The organism is Prevotella sp. SGI.167 (assembly GCF_050313615.1).
Lineage (GTDB): Bacteria > Bacteroidota > Bacteroidia > Bacteroidales > Bacteroidaceae > Prevotella.
Genome location: NZ_JBNPLT010000013.1, coordinates 36,257 through 53,071, shown reverse-complemented (window position 1 = coordinate 53,071; position 16,815 = coordinate 36,257). Strand labels below are relative to the sequence as shown.

The 16,815-nt window shown below is 45.3% G+C and carries 16 protein-coding genes and 1 pseudogene; 12 read left to right on the top strand and 5 right to left on the bottom strand.

Features of this window, described 5'->3' with window-relative positions; genetic code table 11:
• Positions 1-146 precede the first annotated feature (146 nt).
• The 5 genes and pseudogenes from ACQRBJ_RS08470 to ACQRBJ_RS08450 form a co-directional block, all read right to left on the bottom strand.
• Positions 147-836, bottom strand: a pseudogene (locus tag ACQRBJ_RS08470) (ATP-binding cassette domain-containing protein); the annotation flags it as partial.
• Positions 837-926: 90 nt separating this feature from the next.
• Positions 927-1,787, bottom strand: a complete 861-nt coding sequence (locus ACQRBJ_RS08465; protein ID WP_445303338.1) for a tRNA threonylcarbamoyladenosine dehydratase — start codon at positions 1,785-1,787, stop codon at positions 927-929.
• Positions 1,788-1,904: 117 nt separating this feature from the next.
• Entirely contained in the window at positions 1,905-3,872 is a 1,968-nt protein-coding gene (locus tag ACQRBJ_RS08460) for a KUP/HAK/KT family potassium transporter (protein ID WP_445303337.1), read from the bottom strand.
• A 290-nt stretch (positions 3,873-4,162) separates the two neighbouring features.
• On the bottom strand, positions 4,163-4,255 hold the full coding sequence (locus tag ACQRBJ_RS08455) for a smalltalk protein (RefSeq protein ID WP_153121823.1): 93 nt from the start codon (positions 4,253-4,255) through the stop codon (positions 4,163-4,165).
• Positions 4,256-4,460: 205 nt separating this feature from the next.
• On the bottom strand, positions 4,461-5,054 hold the full coding sequence (locus tag ACQRBJ_RS08450) for an HU family DNA-binding protein (RefSeq protein WP_445303336.1): 594 nt from the start codon (positions 5,052-5,054) through the stop codon (positions 4,461-4,463).
• A 685-nt stretch (positions 5,055-5,739) separates the two neighbouring features.
• Between ACQRBJ_RS08450 and ACQRBJ_RS08445 the strand changes: the two genes are divergently transcribed.
• From ACQRBJ_RS08445 to ACQRBJ_RS08390, 12 genes are all read left to right on the top strand, one after another.
• Positions 5,740-6,582, top strand: coding sequence for an Rpn family recombination-promoting nuclease/putative transposase (locus ACQRBJ_RS08445; protein ID WP_445303335.1), 843 nt, complete (start codon positions 5,740-5,742; stop codon positions 6,580-6,582).
• Positions 6,583-6,779: 197 nt separating this feature from the next.
• The gene (locus ACQRBJ_RS08440; protein WP_445303334.1) at positions 6,780-7,265 is read left to right on the top strand and encodes a hypothetical protein; all 486 of its coding nucleotides are present in this window, start codon (positions 6,780-6,782) and stop codon (positions 7,263-7,265) included.
• Positions 7,266-7,283: 18 nt separating this feature from the next.
• Positions 7,284-9,203 (top strand): HsdM family class I SAM-dependent methyltransferase, encoded by a 1,920-nt coding sequence (locus tag ACQRBJ_RS08435; RefSeq protein ID WP_445303333.1) that lies wholly within the window; start codon positions 7,284-7,286, stop codon positions 9,201-9,203.
• Entirely contained in the window at positions 9,196-10,266 is a 1,071-nt protein-coding gene (locus tag ACQRBJ_RS08430) for a restriction endonuclease subunit S (RefSeq protein WP_445303332.1), read from the top strand. The genes ACQRBJ_RS08435 and ACQRBJ_RS08430 overlap by 8 nt, the downstream gene beginning before the upstream one ends.
• Positions 10,267-10,311: 45 nt before the next feature.
• Entirely contained in the window at positions 10,312-10,881 is a 570-nt protein-coding gene (locus ACQRBJ_RS08425) for a hypothetical protein (protein WP_445303331.1), read from the top strand.
• Between the two features lie 171 nt (positions 10,882-11,052).
• Positions 11,053-11,463 carry a hypothetical protein gene (locus ACQRBJ_RS08420; RefSeq protein ID WP_295348274.1) on the top strand — a complete coding sequence of 137 codons (411 nt, stop codon included), beginning with the start codon at positions 11,053-11,055 and terminating at the stop codon, positions 11,461-11,463.
• Positions 11,464-11,724: 261 nt separating this feature from the next.
• Positions 11,725-11,886 carry a hypothetical protein gene (locus ACQRBJ_RS08415; protein ID WP_294972616.1) on the top strand — a complete coding sequence of 54 codons (162 nt, stop codon included), beginning with the start codon at positions 11,725-11,727 and terminating at the stop codon, positions 11,884-11,886.
• Positions 11,862-12,284, top strand: coding sequence for a hypothetical protein (locus tag ACQRBJ_RS08410; protein ID WP_445303330.1), 423 nt, complete (start codon positions 11,862-11,864; stop codon positions 12,282-12,284). The genes ACQRBJ_RS08415 and ACQRBJ_RS08410 overlap by 25 nt, the downstream gene beginning before the upstream one ends.
• A 164-nt stretch (positions 12,285-12,448) precedes the next feature.
• Positions 12,449-12,979, top strand: a complete 531-nt coding sequence (locus ACQRBJ_RS08405; RefSeq protein WP_445303329.1) for a hypothetical protein — start codon at positions 12,449-12,451, stop codon at positions 12,977-12,979.
• 33 nt (positions 12,980-13,012) lie between these two features.
• Positions 13,013-13,408: a hypothetical protein gene (locus ACQRBJ_RS08400; RefSeq protein WP_294972623.1), complete on the top strand. Its 396-nt coding sequence runs from the start codon at positions 13,013-13,015 to the stop codon at positions 13,406-13,408.
• A gap of 194 nt (positions 13,409-13,602) precedes the next feature.
• On the top strand, positions 13,603-16,158 hold the full coding sequence (locus ACQRBJ_RS08395; RefSeq protein ID WP_445303328.1) for a hypothetical protein: 2,556 nt from the start codon (positions 13,603-13,605) through the stop codon (positions 16,156-16,158).
• 38 nt (positions 16,159-16,196) lie between these two features.
• Complete coding sequence (locus ACQRBJ_RS08390) at positions 16,197-16,757, top strand: DUF5675 family protein (RefSeq protein WP_445303327.1); 561 nt, start codon at positions 16,197-16,199, stop codon at positions 16,755-16,757.
• The last annotated feature ends 58 nt before the right edge of the window (positions 16,758-16,815 follow it).

The following is a 16,815-nucleotide window of genomic DNA, read 5'->3' as shown; positions in this document are numbered from 1 at the left end:
GTTAAAGGGAAGTTAAGGAGAAGTTAAAGGGACAAATGTTCTAAGTTTTACACCAGATAACTATTGTCTCTTAACTTCCCGAACGACCGTAGGGAGTGATAACTTCTTTAACTTCAATCAATTCCCACATATACGCCACTAGAATATTATTTCTTTTCCAGCTCCTGAAGGCTTTCCATTTTCTTGGATTCCAGGAACTCGTAGATGCCGCAGAGATGCTCACGGACGCGGCCGTGGCCGAATTCGTAGACCTTGCTGACAAGACCATCAAGGAAATCACGGTCGTGGCTCACCACGATGAGTGTACCGTCGAAATCCAGAAGCGCCTGCTTCAATACATCCTTCGTCTTCAGGTCGAGATGGTTGGTAGGCTCATCGAGAATCAGCAGGTTCACCGGCTCCAGCAGCAGCTTGAGGATGGCAAGACGGGTGCGCTCGCCACCCGACAACACCTTCACCTTCTTGGTAGAATCCTCGCCACCAAACATGAAGGCACCGAGCAGATCACGAATCTTGTTGCGGATTTCGCCCTTTGCAACATCGTCGATAGTCTGGAATACCGTAAGCTCGCCATCGAGCAGAGATGCCTGATTCTGAGCGAAATAGCCAATCTGGACATTATGTCCCAGCTCCAGTCTGCCTTCGTTCTGAAGCTGGCCCATGATGCATTTCACGAGCGTAGACTTACCCTCTCCGTTTCTTCCCACGAAGGCAATCTTGTCGCCTCGCTCCACGGTGAGGTTCACGCCGCTGAAAATCTGCTTGCCTTCGAACGACATCGCCACATCGCTCATCTGCACCGGATAGTTGCCGCTGCGTGGACTAGGCGGGAACTTGGGTGCCGCCAAATTCTACGGTCAATCCATCAACTGTAATCATATCTTTTTTCTTGTCCTAATGTTTATTTCTTCTGTTGATGCAATCCATCACTCGGTGATATGATTGATGACCATTCCTGCGATTGCCATGCCGAAAGTGGCGGTGATGTGGCAGAGCGAACCGTTGATCTGCGCCTTTGTTGAGCACCATTCGTGTTCCACGAGTCGCTGGTCGCCAGGAGCATCATATACGGCAGTATCCGTGCCCCGCTCTCCGCTGAGCAGCTTTGCTTTCGGACATAGGCAGGCGCCCGTACCGCAGGCTTTGTTCACGCCCCTGTTCTGCATCGGCTTTTCCTCGCTGAAAACGCATTGGAACTTGCGACGGGGAAACGTCTTGTTCTTCTTGAATTTCTTGCGCAGGGCCCTTGCCAGCGGATCGCCATCCACCTTCCAGAACTCAGCCTTCCTCACCATGAACGGGTCGCTGCGCAGGGCTGCACCCATCGAAGAAATGAAGGTGATTTCCTTCGGAAGGGAAGTGGCACGGAGAATCAGATCTGCCTTGTCCTTCAGCGAGTCGATGGCATCGATGATGAAGTCGTATTCCTCCATGTGGAATTCGTCGGCTGTTTCCGCCTGATATATTTTCTGATAGGCGGTGATGTTGGCATCAGGGTTGATATCCAGCAGGCGCTGGCGCAGTGCATCCACCTTCACCTCGCCGATGGTGCGGCTGGTTGCCATCAGCTGGCGGTTGCAGTTGGTCACGCAGACGCGGTCGCTGTCCACGATGGTGATGTTCCTCACGCCGCTTCTCAGCAGTCCCTCAGCGCACCATGACCCCACGCCTCCGATACCGAAGATGAGCACTCGTGCCGACTGTAATTTCTCAAGATTATCCTTTCCCAGGAGCAGTTCCGTTCGTCGCTGCATTCCCCGCTCCATTGCTGTTGTTTTATTTCCCATTCAATTGTCTTTTTATTATCTTTCAACCTTGCTTTGCGCAATTCCGGTGCAAAGATACAAATAATAATCCGAAAAGTTATCATCTGGCAGATTTTTTTGTGTCGGAAAATCTTCCTGTTACTCCTCAATCCGGGCGATGCGCCTGATGCTTCCGGTGCGCTGGCTGATGATGAGCGGCACCCGTTCTACCACCACCATGGAAGTATCCAGCCCCAAAGCCTTAGGCTCGTCGATGCCAATCTTGCTGATAATGGCGTAGATGCTCATCAGTAAATTCTGTTGACGATTATCTGAGCTCTCAGGGTAATAAACGCGGTGGATGATGATGAAACGGAAATCGCCCGGAATGCCGTTCTTGCGCAGCGATGGATAGGTGCTTCTCAAATCTACCTTCCTGCTTGCCACAAGATCTTCCACCACCTGGCGCAGATAGAGGCTCACCCTAGGCTCTATGCGGAAGCCAATGTGCATCGTCACGCTGTAGAGGGTGTCGGGAATCAGGGTCTCGCAGTTGTACTCCAGCGTATCAGGTGTGTCAACAAACTCCATGTTGATAAGCCAGTAATGGTCTGCACGTTTCGGCTGCTTGTTGATGATGGAGTAGAGCAGCTTGTCGTCTACGGTGCCTTCCTTGCTGGCGTGGTTTACATAAACCAGATTGGAAGCGTACTTGGGAATGCTCTCATCGGCCTTGATGTCGGAGATAATCTGATAATAATCATTCAGCGGCTTGGTGCTGATATAATGTCGGCGTATCTTCATGGCTCTCACCCACACATACATCATCAGAAAGAGGATTCCGCCTATGAGCATCGTACACCATCCTCCTGCGAGGAATTTTGACAGATTGGCTGCCAGGAAGATGGCTTCGATGGTGCAGTATGCGCCCATAAACAGCATAGTGAAAATCCGCGCCACGCCCCTGCTGTGGAGGTAGAAACCGAGCAGCAGGGTGGTCATCAGCATAGTGATGGTGATGGCGAGACCGTAGGCTGCCTCCATGTGCGAGGAGTCGCGGAAGAGCAGGATGATGAGCACCACGCCGATGTACATGGCGAGGTTGATCATCGGAATATAGAGCTGCCCCTTTAAATGGGTAGGATGCTTGATTCGCATGCGCGGCCAGAAGTGAAGGTTCATGGCTTCGCTCAGTATGGAGAAGGTTCCGCTGATGAGTGCCTGGCTCGCCACGATTGCCGCACCCGTGGCCATGATGATGGCGAAGAACAGCATGCTCTGCGGCATGATGGCAAAGAACGGATTCACGGCCATTGATGTATCCACATGATTCAGCACCCACGCACCCTGACCCAGATAGTTGAGAATGAGCATGGTCTTCACAAAGCCCCAGCTGATGGCGATATTCTTCCTGCCGCAATGACCCAGGTCGGAGTAAAGTGCCTCAGCACCGGTGGTACAGAGAAATACGGCGCCCAGAATCAGGAACCACTCCGGCGATCTTGCCAGAAGCATGGCTGCATAATAGGGGTTGAACGCCTTCAGTATCAAGGGATAAGAGGTGATGCTGAACGCTCCCGTTACGCCCAGCAGCAGGAACCATAGCAGCATGAAAACTCCAAACGACTTGCCAATACTCTCTGTGCCAAAGCGTTGCACAAAGAAGATGATGGTGATGATGGCAAGGGTGATGGGGATGACTGGCAGGTGGGGACTGATGCTCTCGAGTCCTTCGATGGCTGTGGTCACGGTGATGGCAGGGGTGATGATTCCGTCTGCCAGCAGTGTACTTGCTCCGATGATGGCAAGAATGTAAATCCACTTTCTCTTCATCTTGCGCAGCAGGGCGTAGAGGGCGAGAATGCCACCTTCGCCATTGTTGTCGGCACGCAGCGCCACGCATACGTATTTGATGGTGGTCTGCAGGGTGAGTGTCCAGATGATGCAGGACAGTGCACCCAGGATGGTGCTTTCGCTGATGGTTTCGCCTGTATGCAGGATGGCCTTCATCACATAGAGGGGTGATGTTCCGATGTCTCCGAACACGATGCCCAGTGTGACGAGCAGCCCCAGGAAGCCTACCCGATGCGGGTTGCAGGCTACTGAACTTTCTGTTTTTTCACTCATGTTACTTCTCTTTTTTTTAAAAATATTATCCTTTAAAATATTATCCTTTTGATTATAAATTTTGGTGCAAAGGTATAGCCATGCGAGATAATAATCGATTTATTTAACAAGAATTATCCGATTTAACATCTGATGAAGGTTATCACATGTACCCCCGTCAGGAAAATACAAAACCGGCTGATTTTTAGTGATGAGCCTAAAATCAGCCGGCTTTCAGAATGGAGAGGATTTCAAGAACCTAAATTTACATGCAGATCGTTACTGCTATTACATGCAGCACATTACTGCTATTACATACAGCTCGTTACTCCGAGCGATGCGGCTACTGCCGTTACGATTGACAACAAGATCTGAATGATTGTCTTCCAAGTTTCACGCTTCATTTTCATTTCATTAGTGATTAATTATTAGTGATTAACTGAACTTTCGCATATGGGGAAGTTAAGTGAAGTTAGGGAAGTTAGAAGGAACGACCGTAGGGAGTGATAACTTCTTTAACTTCAATCAATTCCCTCACTTGCGAAACTCGAATTTATTAGTGATTAATTCAGTTTCAGTACCTGAGCAAAGCCCCCGAAGGGGCTATGCCTAGAAGCCTACGTCACCACTATCGGTGTTACCGCCACCGCCTTCCTGGGTTCCGCCGCCTTCCTGGGTTCCGCCGCCTTCCTGAGAGCCGCCGCCCTCTTGAGTGCCGCCGCCACCCTGAGTGGCATCACCGGAGCCTGAGCCTCCGCCAGGAGTACCGGAGGTTCCGCCTCCTTCGCCGGCTACATACTCATCGTATGCCACGATCTTGGTGAGCTTCTTGAGCTCGGCATTACTCCAGTTCTTGGTATTTCTCACAATCAGGTGAACCCCCTGCACGCTTGCAGCCGTCACCTTCTCTCTGGTTTCCTCACCGCGCGAGGTCATACCGATGGAGAACAGGCCGAGGTCGGAGAGTCTCACGCTCTTGCCGTCGAGAATCAGCTCCTTCAGGCAGTCGAGCGTATCCATCAGCACTCCGTGGATGGTGCCTCGGCTGTAAGGCGAATTGTGTTCAGAGATGTGAGTTACGAAGTCCTCGAAGTTCATCTCCCGGTCGCTCACTGCAGTAGCATACCAGAGTTTCCTACCAGCGTTCTCACCACTTTGTGGGGTACGCATTACTTTACGATACTTACTAGTTCCAAGTCCCATAATCAATTAATTTTTAAAGGGTTAATGTTTTAATGTTCTCTGATTCATCTTTCTTCCGATTGGTACCTATATCTTCCGATTGATGGTGAAAAGAAAAGGTTGATATCTTTCTTCTAATCACAATGCAAAGATACGAAGATTTTCTGTATCTACCAAATTTTTGCATGTGATAAGGAGCGATTTTCAGCAACTTACGATTTGAAACTTAGTTAAAGAAATCAAACTCTATGTTTTGTGGGGCGCATCTCTATGTTTTGCGGTATAGAAAACTATGTTTTGCCATATAAATCAGCATATTACAAAGTAATACCCGTTTTCTGGAAACGTATTCAGTATTCAGTTATTCAGTTTTTTTCGCTGTTGTTACAATTCTCTGTATAGATAGTATATTATATATATATATAAATATATATATATAATATAAAATAATTACTTACAATTTATAACTACAAAAAGGGTTACTATCGCGAAAAAAACTGAATAACTGAATACTGAATAACCTTTAGGCCTTATAAGCCCTCAAAAGGCAGAAGCTTTCAAAGACCGGTAAACAACCAGCTATTGCCCTTACATGGCGACTGGGTCGCGTCCAAAAATAACTTTTTTCAAAAACTTTCTCCCGAAATCCTTGCCAGTTTCAAAAAGAAATCGTAACTTTGTGGGGTAGTTTTTAAAACAGATGGTTATGAAGTACTTGGATCCTAAGGCAGACCTCACGTTCAAGAAGATATTCGGCAATCATCCTAAAAGACTGATCAGTCTTCTGAACGCACTCCTGCCACTCAGCGAAGAGGAGCAGATACAAGAGATAAAGTATCTGCCAACAGAACTTGTGCCCGAAAATAACAGTTACAGATATGCCATTACAAACATACTCTGTACTGATGCCAAAAGCAATAAATTCTGTGTTGTGATACGAATAGAGTGGTCTGATGCTTTCCAACTGCGCGTACAATTTCTTGCATCAGAACTCTACGTGAATCCGGCTATAAAGCAAGTGAAATACTTTGCCCAATATCCAACATATTCACTCAATCTGATAAGTGACACCTTCAAATATAACACTCCTGATTTCATCCACAATTATCACGTCGTGTACGACAAGGATACCCACAAAGTGATTGAAGACCTACACTTCACCTTCATAGAACTCCCTAAGTTCACTCCTCATTCCATTGCCGACAAGCGTATGATGGTATTGTGGCTCCGTTTCCTCACGGAAATCAATTCCGACACGAAGGAGATTCCTGCCGATTTGCTTAATGACCCGGAGATAGGAAAAGCCGTAGAAGAACTGGAGATTTCCGGTTTCTCGGATGCCGAACTCTGGGCCTACGACAAGTTCTGGGATTCCGTAAGCGTTGAAAGAACCCTCATTGATGACAGCTACAAGAAAGGCATAGAAAAAAGCATGAACCAGCGAAGCCTTGAGATTGCCAGAAAGATGCTGGCAAAGGGTATGGATGAAGCAACGGTCATGGATATGACGGGGGTGACGGCAGAGGAAATCAAACAGATGAAACTCTAGGCTTGTTGCGCCATATATGCAGCTGTGAAAGGATTCATCGCTAACAGAGACCATGTTAGGGTTTACAAGTTAACTTTTTTACAATTATGGAGAATAATGATAGAAAAAACTCCCGAAATCCTTGCCAGTTTCAAAAAGAAATCGTAACTTTGTGGTGTGGTATATAGCCACATAAGTGACACTAAAACGATAACGTTATGATTATCAGTAAATTTACCCCCCCCATATCGGGGAAGCTGGCTCTTGTAGCCGCATTTTTAACGCTTGCCTTTGCCAGTTGCAGCAAGGATGATGTAAGCTCCGATACCGACCTGGTTGTCAGTCCACCTGCTGACAGCGAGGCTCCCAGTTATTATGCCATTACCGATGCTGAGGGTATCGGCTTCACCAAGGATGGCATAGCCTATGAATACATTTCTAATGGTAAGACCCGATGGGTGCTTAGCTATCAGGAGATAGCCAAGCGCCTCGACATAGATATTTCCAAGATTTCAACCATCAAGATTACCAGAGACCAGATTTTGAAGAACGGTCTCTGGCGCTTTGACGTGCGCTTCGACGGACAGCAGGAAGGCACGGCGTATGCTATTGATGTCGACCCAGAGAATGGCAAGATAGAATGGGTGATCACCTTGGAGGATATGCCAGGGGGAAATGTGTTTACACTAAAGTTTGTGAAATAAAAGTTTTAATATTATATTATGGCAAAGAAAGAAGTTAAAACGGATTTTTGGGTATATGAATTGCTAAAAGATGCCGATATAAATCTCACACCACAAGGCTGCGATATTAAAGACATAGACGAGGCTCTGAAAACGGCTTCTAAATCAAAGACTGGAAATGTTGGCTATCCTGAATATTGTGGGGTCGTGGAAGATTTTATTATTGTTATTGAGGACAAGGCTGACTTGTCCCATCATATTATGCTTACAGAAAAAGACCTGGTTGATTTGTCAACTAAGTCTGTTAGAGAGTATGCTGTGAATGGTGCTCTTTTCTATGGTTTGCATTTGGCAAAGCATACTGCGTATAGAAAAGTGATAGCTATTGGTGTTTCAGGTAATGAAAAAAGACATCGTATTACCCCACTATTTATAAATGATAGAGGGGAATACCAGCAACTGGAAGACTTAGAATCTTTCATATCTTTTTCTTTGTCAAATATAAATGAATATTATTATAAGGAGATATTAAAAGAAACGACAGATGCAGATAAAACTACAGCAGAAATAATTAAAGATGCCGCAACTTTGCATGAGTACTTACGTTCTTATGGAAGTCTGACAACAGAGCAAAAACCTCTTATAGTTTCCGGAATAATGTTGGCTTTGAGAGAAATTGAATATAAAACGTTTGATTTGGAATCTCTTAATGGGGATAGTATTAAAACGGATGGTTCAAAAATCTATGAGGCGATATGCAGTAATTTGAAGCGTGCTAATGTTACACCTGATACAAAACGTGATAAGCTTCTAGCCCAATTCGCTTTTATAAAAGATGCGCCTAAAATTAATAGTAAAGATGAGGCGTTAGATATGACTCCTCTGAAATATTACACAAAATTTATCTATGAGAAAATATATAAAAGCATAAAGTATACTTCTTCATCAGAAGATTATATTGGTCGCTTCTATGGTGAGTTTATGTCATATTCTGGAGGGGATGGACAATCTCTTGGCATTGTTTTGACACCGAAACACATAACTGAATTGTTTTGTGACCTGGCAGAACTCAAACCTTCCGACAAAGTTCTTGATCCTTGTTGTGGAACAGCAGGATTTCTTATTGCAGCGATGCATTATATGCTGAAGGAAACGGACGATGAGGCGGTTAAAAGATCAATACGCCAAGACCAATTGTATGGTATAGAATCTCAAGGGTATATGTTTACAATTGCAACTACAAACATGATATTGCGTGGAGATGGTAAAAGCAACTTGCATAACTGGGACTTTCTGGCTCAAAACCCAGCTAAACTTCAGTTAAATGCCTGTACTGTAGGCATGATGAATCCTCCTTATTCACAGGCACAAAAGACAAAAGACCCGAAGCAATATGAGATAAATTTTACAGAACATTTGTTAGATTCGTTAGTTGAAGGAGCAAAATGTATAGTTATTATACCTCAGTCTTCTTTAACGGGTAAAACGGTGGCTGAAAAGAATATAAAATATAATATACTTAAACGCCATACTTTGGAGGGAGTCATAACATTACAAAAAGATACATTCTATGGTGTAGGGACTAATCCTTGCATTGCGGTTTTTACGGCAGGTATACCGCATGAAAAAAATCATGTTTGTAAATTCATAGATTTTACAAATGATGGATATAAGGTGAGTAAACATATTGGATTGGTTGAGACACCAAGTGCAAAAGATAAAAAACAACATTTGTTAGATGTCTGGTTTGGAAGATGCAAGGCACCAAATAGCTATTGTGTCTATACAACTATTCTGCCAGAAGACGAATGGTTACATTCGTTCTATTTTTTCAATGACGAAATACCTTCTGAAGCAGACTTTGAAAAAACTATGGCTGATTATTTAACATTTGAGTTTAACATGATTACTCACGGACGAGGTTACTTGTTTGAGGAAAAGGAGGTGGCGGATGAATAAGTTATTGACACAGCATAAATGGCAGGCTTTTGTCTTGGATGAAATCTTCGATATTAGAGCTACCAAAAGTAGTATTGATAAGAAAAATTTAGTAAATCTTGTCGGAACTATACCGTATATCACTCGTTCGGACAAGAACAACGGTATAGATATGTTCATTGGAGAACAACCAAAATATAAAAAAGACGAGGGGAATGTCCTTACAATAGGACTCGATACCCAAACCATATTTTATCAACCATTGCCATTCTATACAGGGCAAAATATCCAAGTAATACGCCATCCTCGTATGAATAGGTACAACGCCTCGTTCCTTATTGTGGCAATTAAAATTTTGCTGCAAAAGTTTAATTGGGGTGGTAATGGTGCAACATTAACAAGATTGAAGCGTAGTAAAGTGTTTCTACCAATAACGGACAAACACGAAATTGATTGGCAGTTTATGGAAGAATACATGCGTAGAAAAGAAACGATATTATTGAAACCTGCAGTAGAGAATTTATGCAAACGGCTGATTCACAAAGAATGTGGGGATAAATTGCACCTTCCACAATGGAAACCATTTAGTTTTACAGAAGTATTCACGAAAATACAACGTGGCAAACGTCTTAAAAAAGCAGACCACACTGAAGGTACAGTCCCGTATGTTTCATCCACGGCACTCAACAATGGAGTGGATGGATTCATCGGCAATGAAGGCAGCATAAGGATATTCGAGGATTGTATAACTATAGCCAATAGCGGCAGTGTCGGTAGTGCCTTCTTCCATCAGTATGAGTTTGTCGCAAGCGACCATGTTACTCAACTTAAGCGTAAAGGATTGGATAAATATGCCTACCTTTTCATGTTGCCTATTATTAATCGTCTGTCAGAGAAGTATTGTTTTAACAGAGAGATAAATGACAAACGTATAAAACGAGAGAGGATTCTACTCCCTGTTAATAATATGGGTGAAATTGATTTCGAGTTTATGTCTTCGTTCATGCAAGAGGTCGAATCTGATATGCTCAAAAATACTCTAAAGGCTTTCAAGAAGCGTCTAAACGCTAATGAAAACAAATAAGTAGGGGTTGAAATAAAGATAAAAGAAACGATTTAAATAAGATTTATGAGAAAATTTATATTAATGTTCTTTCTAATATTAATAGCGAATATTACAAGAGCACAGGGATATTGGAAACTAGAAAGTAATGAGGATGATTATACAATGGAAAAAATCTACATGATTGTACATTATGTCGGTGGCAATATTGATGCGGTATATTTTCCAGCGGACAATAGCTTACGTGTCGTAAAAACATACGACGGATTAGCTTATTTTGATACAGCTTGGGATGCAGCTGTCAAGAATGACGGAAAAATATCAAGCAGAATAACAAGCGTAGATTATCGTCTTATCATAACTAAAGATAATTATACAGAAGATTCTTATGATACGACTATGTATTTTGAAGGATATGGAGATGATGGTAAAATCGATACTGATGGATTTTTTAGCTATTTCTATCTGTCCCTTGAACCAGACCAACTCAAAAAGAGTAATTATCTATCTTTGAAATACTACGATAAAGTGGCAGGATCAATCGTAAAGCGTATCAGTCTTGCTGGTTTTACCAAATGTTATAATCAAGTAAAATCAGCAGTGCAGAGTGCTGCACCTACCATACAAATTCCATAAAAGTAACAGGGAGAAGTGAAGCTGCAAAAACGCTCACTTTTCCCTCTTTTTTTTCAAAAAACTAAAAATCAGAAAAATAATAGTACTCATATTGCGAATTAAGGAATCGTAGTACACACCTCTATTTCGCTCTTTTTTTATAATGTCACACCGAAATTTTAAAAAGAAATTATGGGAAAAGGACGTAGTTACATGAATTCATATGCCGACGGCTATATGAGAGGCAAGGTTGTCAAGGAAGTGGGAGCACTCCTTGACCACATACTAGTGGAGGAAATCACAACCCCCACAATAATAAATTTGGAGTTTGGTCCTTCTTACGATACCATCAGAAAACTTAGGCAGCAAGAAACCACAATATATTTTGAGACCATCAGACAATTCTGCTACGTCATTGGCTACTATCTCTACCAGGAAATAGAGGCGGTGGAGAATTACAAGAAAAATGTAAGAGAAAGGGGATCCAGGCTTGCCATGCTATATGAGATGAAAGAAAAATATAAGAAAATTTACGGAATGCAAGCTGCTGTGGTTCTCAACCTCATGCATCAGGGAAAGGATTTGCTGGCTTTTATGAAGTAAGTATAAGTGAGAGTTTTCCGCCTCACTATGTGTTAGCGAACTCATTTTGAGGCTAATTACTAATCTATAAAATAAATACAAAAAAAGAAAGTAAAATCTGATAAAATCGGAGACTACTTGTCCCCTAAGGGTGTATGCCCTTATAGCTCTCCTGGAATTTGCTTGTACCAGCAAAATTGTTAGCGCAAACAAACTCTAACGTCCTCTACTAAGGAACGAGCGACAAAGAACTAAATTTCTAACAAATATAACCTAAGAATTATGGGGAGATTTATTATCAAGCTCGTGCGCTTGATGTTGAAGTATGGGCGATTCTGCCTTGTTAGCGTGGTCATTCAATTGAATGGAAACAGCAAGTATATTGAGTATATGAACAACGAATTTAAGGAGGAGAAGCCATGCTTGGAGAAGGAAGAACTATAAACGTAACGGGCAATGCCTGTTATATAGAGTATGTGGAGAATTGGTATATGAATGGTAGCTCCAAAAAGAAGCACAATGCCAATCCTGCGGAACGCATGTCGGATGACCTGAAAGGAGAGGAGGGTCAGGAAGTCTTGAAGGAACTGCAGGAGTATGGGTTACTCGATGAGAACTTCTGCCCTCTGGAGTTATCAAACTCAGAGTCTGCTGTCCTTGCCTATCAGATAGCTATAACGCTGGATATAAAGGATGTGTGGAAAGTATTCTCTACTCTTTGGGAGGTTTCCCCCAATGCCCTGAGAGCTGCTTATAATAGAGCAATGGATCAGAAGAAGACGAGAAAATTCCTGGAAAAACTACCCCCTTCACTGAAGGATGGTACTAGTACGCGTACATAGTACGTACTAGGTAAGTATGGAAATATATCCGTATCTTTGCACCCGTAATCAGACGAGTAAAGTCTGGTTGCGGGCGTTTTTTGTTTATAGGAATCCGGTACCGTTCCTGAAACTGAAATTTGGCGAATATCTCGCAGCCCAACCCTTTAACATGATATATTGATATGGCAGAAAATGCTTATGTGTTTTATCATCCGCAGTATGGCGGATTGAGAGTGGTGTACTACGACGGAGAGTTGTTCTTTTGCCTCGAGGATCTGGTTGCCATCACTTCTATCGGCAGAGAGACATTGTTCCCTGTATTAGCCGACACGGAGGGGAAAGTGGTAGAAATCTATGTGGAAGCGGAAACAAAAAAGGTGCCGAAGGATTTTACACATCGTTTGTTTTTCGGTGAATTCTTTGGCAATGCTGACAAGGTGAAACAAAAAAGTAAAATAGCCTGGAGAAGTATGATATTCGTAGACTCTCAGGTGGTGAGAGATATGACCATAGGCTGTTCGAAAGATCCTGAGCGTAAGTTGTTCTACAAGTGGGTCAAGGATTTCATCAAGCCTGTGATGAAGGACGAGGAAAGCTGTTGGCGTTATGAATGTGTCATGATGAAAAGAATCTGTTATGACCCTCTGAAAAAACCGATTGACATCCGATATGCTGTCGACGGCCTGTATATCAACGATATGAGAATCAACTGACATTATTCATCTTATAAACATGTTTTTACAATCATGAAACAAGCAGCAAAGAAGCAGCTCCTGAACGCCCAGAAGGTGGACGGAGCCATCATCAGTGAGGAAAACGGTACCATCGCCTTCCGCAAGGCGCCATGGAACGATACCGAGGTTATCTGCGAACAGCCTAAGGTGATACCGGGCAGAATGGTATGCTCTGGCGAGAAGAGAGGCGACGAGTTCGACTTCAAGCCTTACGAGCGTACGGGTGAGAAGATCTTCGAGGAAATCTTCAAGACCAACCATGCCGTGGTGCGCACCACCAAGCGCACGGTGCAGGTGAACTATACCTTCAGCCGTGACCTGGACAAGCAGGACATGCTGCGCTACCTCAAGGCAGAGCACAAGGAACTGATTGCCGGATTCAAGGAGGCGGACATCAAGGGGAATTAATTGATTGGCAAGTTCAGGAGTTAAAGAAGTTAAAGGAGTTATCGCTCCCTACGGTCGCTGAGGAGTTAAGACAATAGCCTTTTTGGCGTAGTTCTTAAGCTGCATGACATACGTCTTAACTCCTTCACTTCCCTAACTTCACTTAACTTCCCCATATGAGAAAGTTCAGTAATTCAACATTGAAAATTTAAACGATGGAACATATTATAGCATATAATCCGTACAAGAATGGCAATATGGGGAGCGTAAGCTCCCAGCCACTCTCGGTCTACGACAAGACCATCGCTTATCCCTGGATGGCAGACCTGGTAGCTGCCATCCGTGGGGGTAACGACGGACTGAAGAAGCAGCTGCCTTTTCGCTGCGCTCACTACTACCAGTTCCGGGACAACAGACGCTCGCAGAAGAACGCCGTGCCCGAAAGCTTCCTCTTCCAGACCACCATCGACGTGGACGACAAGGAATATGTGGACAAGGCGATAGAGAAGGCACGAGAGCTGAACTGCAGCGATACCATCTGGAAGGGAGCCCTGCTGCACCTGGAGTACTCAGCCCGCAAGAAGCTGCACATCGACATCCGCATGCCCGTCGGCATGACTATCGAGGAGACGCAGCGAGCCTATTGCGAGGCACTGGGCGTGCCCTACGACGAGAGCTGCATCACGCCAGAACGCATGCTCTTCATCACCGATAAGGCGTCAGAAATCTATCGCTCGCCCCACTGGTACGAGGTGCTGCCACAGGAAGAACTGAAGAAGCGCAGACAAGCCTACCTGGACCGTGAGCTTACCATCGACGGAAGAATCCAGCAAGGCACCCAGCCAAAACCACTCAACATTCAACATTCAAAACTCAAAACTCAACAAAATGTTCAAGACCATCGACTTTCGGGCTCTGACAGCCATCACGCTGTTTCTGCTGGCTCTGCCATTCAGCCTGCCCAACCTTGTGATAGCAATGCTGCTCATGCTGCTCATCTCAGCCCTGCTGGAGCTCATCAGGATGCTGGGGCTGTGGCAACCGGCAAGAACCTCGCAGCCTTCGACCTCTTCCGCAATGCTGCAGGCCTGAAGGACGTGGACATCAACACCCCAGGCTCACGTCACTCATCGCTCCTGGCAATCATGAGCGCAGGCGCATCGAGAGTGATGCCGGAAGACGAACTGAAGGCGGTGGTGGCACAGAAGATGCCTGCCTTCTCGCAGGAGCGTGACTGCCAGCAGCTCATCCACGACTTCTATGCGAAATATGGTGACAGTTCGAAACCGATGTCACAAGCCGTGATCCGCATCAATGCCCAGGCAGAGAAGTCATCCCAGAAGGATGCCGTGGCGTTCAAGACCGTGAGTTCCGAGGGTTCCGAGGATGACACGGATTCCAATGCGGAAGATGATAAAATCGCTCCGCCTCCTATGCCCGAACATCTCCCAAAACTCGTGGAGCTTCTGCTGTCGAAGACCCCGGACGTCTATAAGCCTGCCGTGGCACATGCCATCTTCCCGCCACTTGCTACACACCTCTGCAAGACCACCTTCAAGTATATTGACAATGTGGAGCATGAGGCTACCCTGATGTGCTGTCTGCTGGCGGGCACGGGCGCAGGCAAGAACTGTGTGCAGATGCCCATCAACATGATTATGGAGGACATCAGACAGCGCGACCGTGAGAACCTGAAACGGGAGAAGGAATGGAAAGACGAGGTGACACGCAAGGGTGCCAACAAGGATAAGCGCAAGCGTCCGGAAAACCTCATCATCCAGGAGATAGACGCCGATATGACCAACCCGGCCTTCGTGATGCGTACGGCTGAGGCTCAGGAGCATTTCCTCTATACGACGCTCAACGAGATAGACCAGTTCGACGCCCTCAAGGGGCAGGGCAACCAGCAGTTCAAGATCATGTGCCTTGCCTTCGACCCGGGCAACCAATACGGTCAGACGCGCGTGGGTACATCGAGCGTCACCGAGCGCATCACCATCCGGTTCAACTGGAATGCATCGACCACCGTTCAGCTGGGGCAGCGATATTTCTCAAAAGTGCTCACCGACGGACCTATCAGCCGCATCAACTTCTGTACCATCCCGGAGCGGGAAATCGGTGCCGAAATGCCTGTATACGGCGAATATGACGATGCCTTCAGAGAGGCGCTCAGACCTTACATAGAGAATCTGTGCAAGGCATCGGGTAGGATAGACTGCGCTGAGGCCTTCGCCCTGGCAGAAAAGTTGAAGGAGGAGAACGCAGACTTTTCGCGCATGTCGCAAAACAGAGTGTTCGAGAATCTCTCCTTCCGTGGCAACGTGATTGCCTTCCTCAAGGCTTGTGTGCTATACGTGGCAAACGGCTGCAAATGGGAACCCGAAATAGACGAGTTCATCAGATGGAGCGAGAGTTACGACCTGTGGTGCAAGATGATTTTCTTTGGCACAGGCATAGCCAAGGCTAATGAGGTAGGAGAGAAATCGAGCAAGCGAGGACCTACCAACCTGCTGCAGCTATTGCCTGATACCTTTACCTACACCCAGGCTGAGATGGTGCGTCTGCAGAACGACTTTGGCAAGAAGGGTACGGCGATGATGCTGAGAAACTGGGTGAACCGCCATTACATCGAGAAAATTCCTCCGAAGGGAGCAAATGCCGACGGTGGTGACAGAAAGCAGGGTGGAAAGGTGTTCAGTATTCAGTTATTCAGTTTTAAGAAGCTATTATATCGTTCTGACGGACTCGACCTGAGAGGTTGCAACGTTTAACAGTTTTAAAAAAAACTAACACTTAACATTCAGACAAAATGGAAATAGTATTAAAGAGAATAGCTAAAAAAAGAACTTATACCATAGGCAGACTCTATCTGCTGACCGATGCAAGCGTAAAGCGCATCTCGCTGCCCGGCAAGAAGAAAGATGATAAGAGCACTCTGGTTCATACCTTTGACAGCCAGTTGCTGTCAAAGAAAACATATCTCTGCGATACCATGGAGCCTACATGGCGCAATCTGTTGGGTATCAAGCTGAAGCCAGAGGAAGTGGATGTCCGCTATGGCCGCAAGAGTGGCAAGAAGGCACGTAAGATACCTGGTCATACGGCCATTCCTGAGGGCTCATATCCCGTGGTCATATCGTATTCGCCAAGATTCAAGCGTTGGCTGCCATTACTGTTGAGCGTGCCGAATTTCGAGGGCATCCGCATCCATGCCGGCAATTATCCTGACGACACGCAAGGCTGTATCCTCGTTGGGGAGAACAAGTTCGAGGGCATGGTGGTAGACTCCCGCATCTGGCTGCATCAACTCATCAACGTCATGGAAGCGGCTCGCGACAGAGGCGAAAGTATCTGGATCACGATAATCTAAGTATGATTATCTTATAGAAAGAAAAGGGGATGGATTTCACCTGTTATTAAGGTGTATC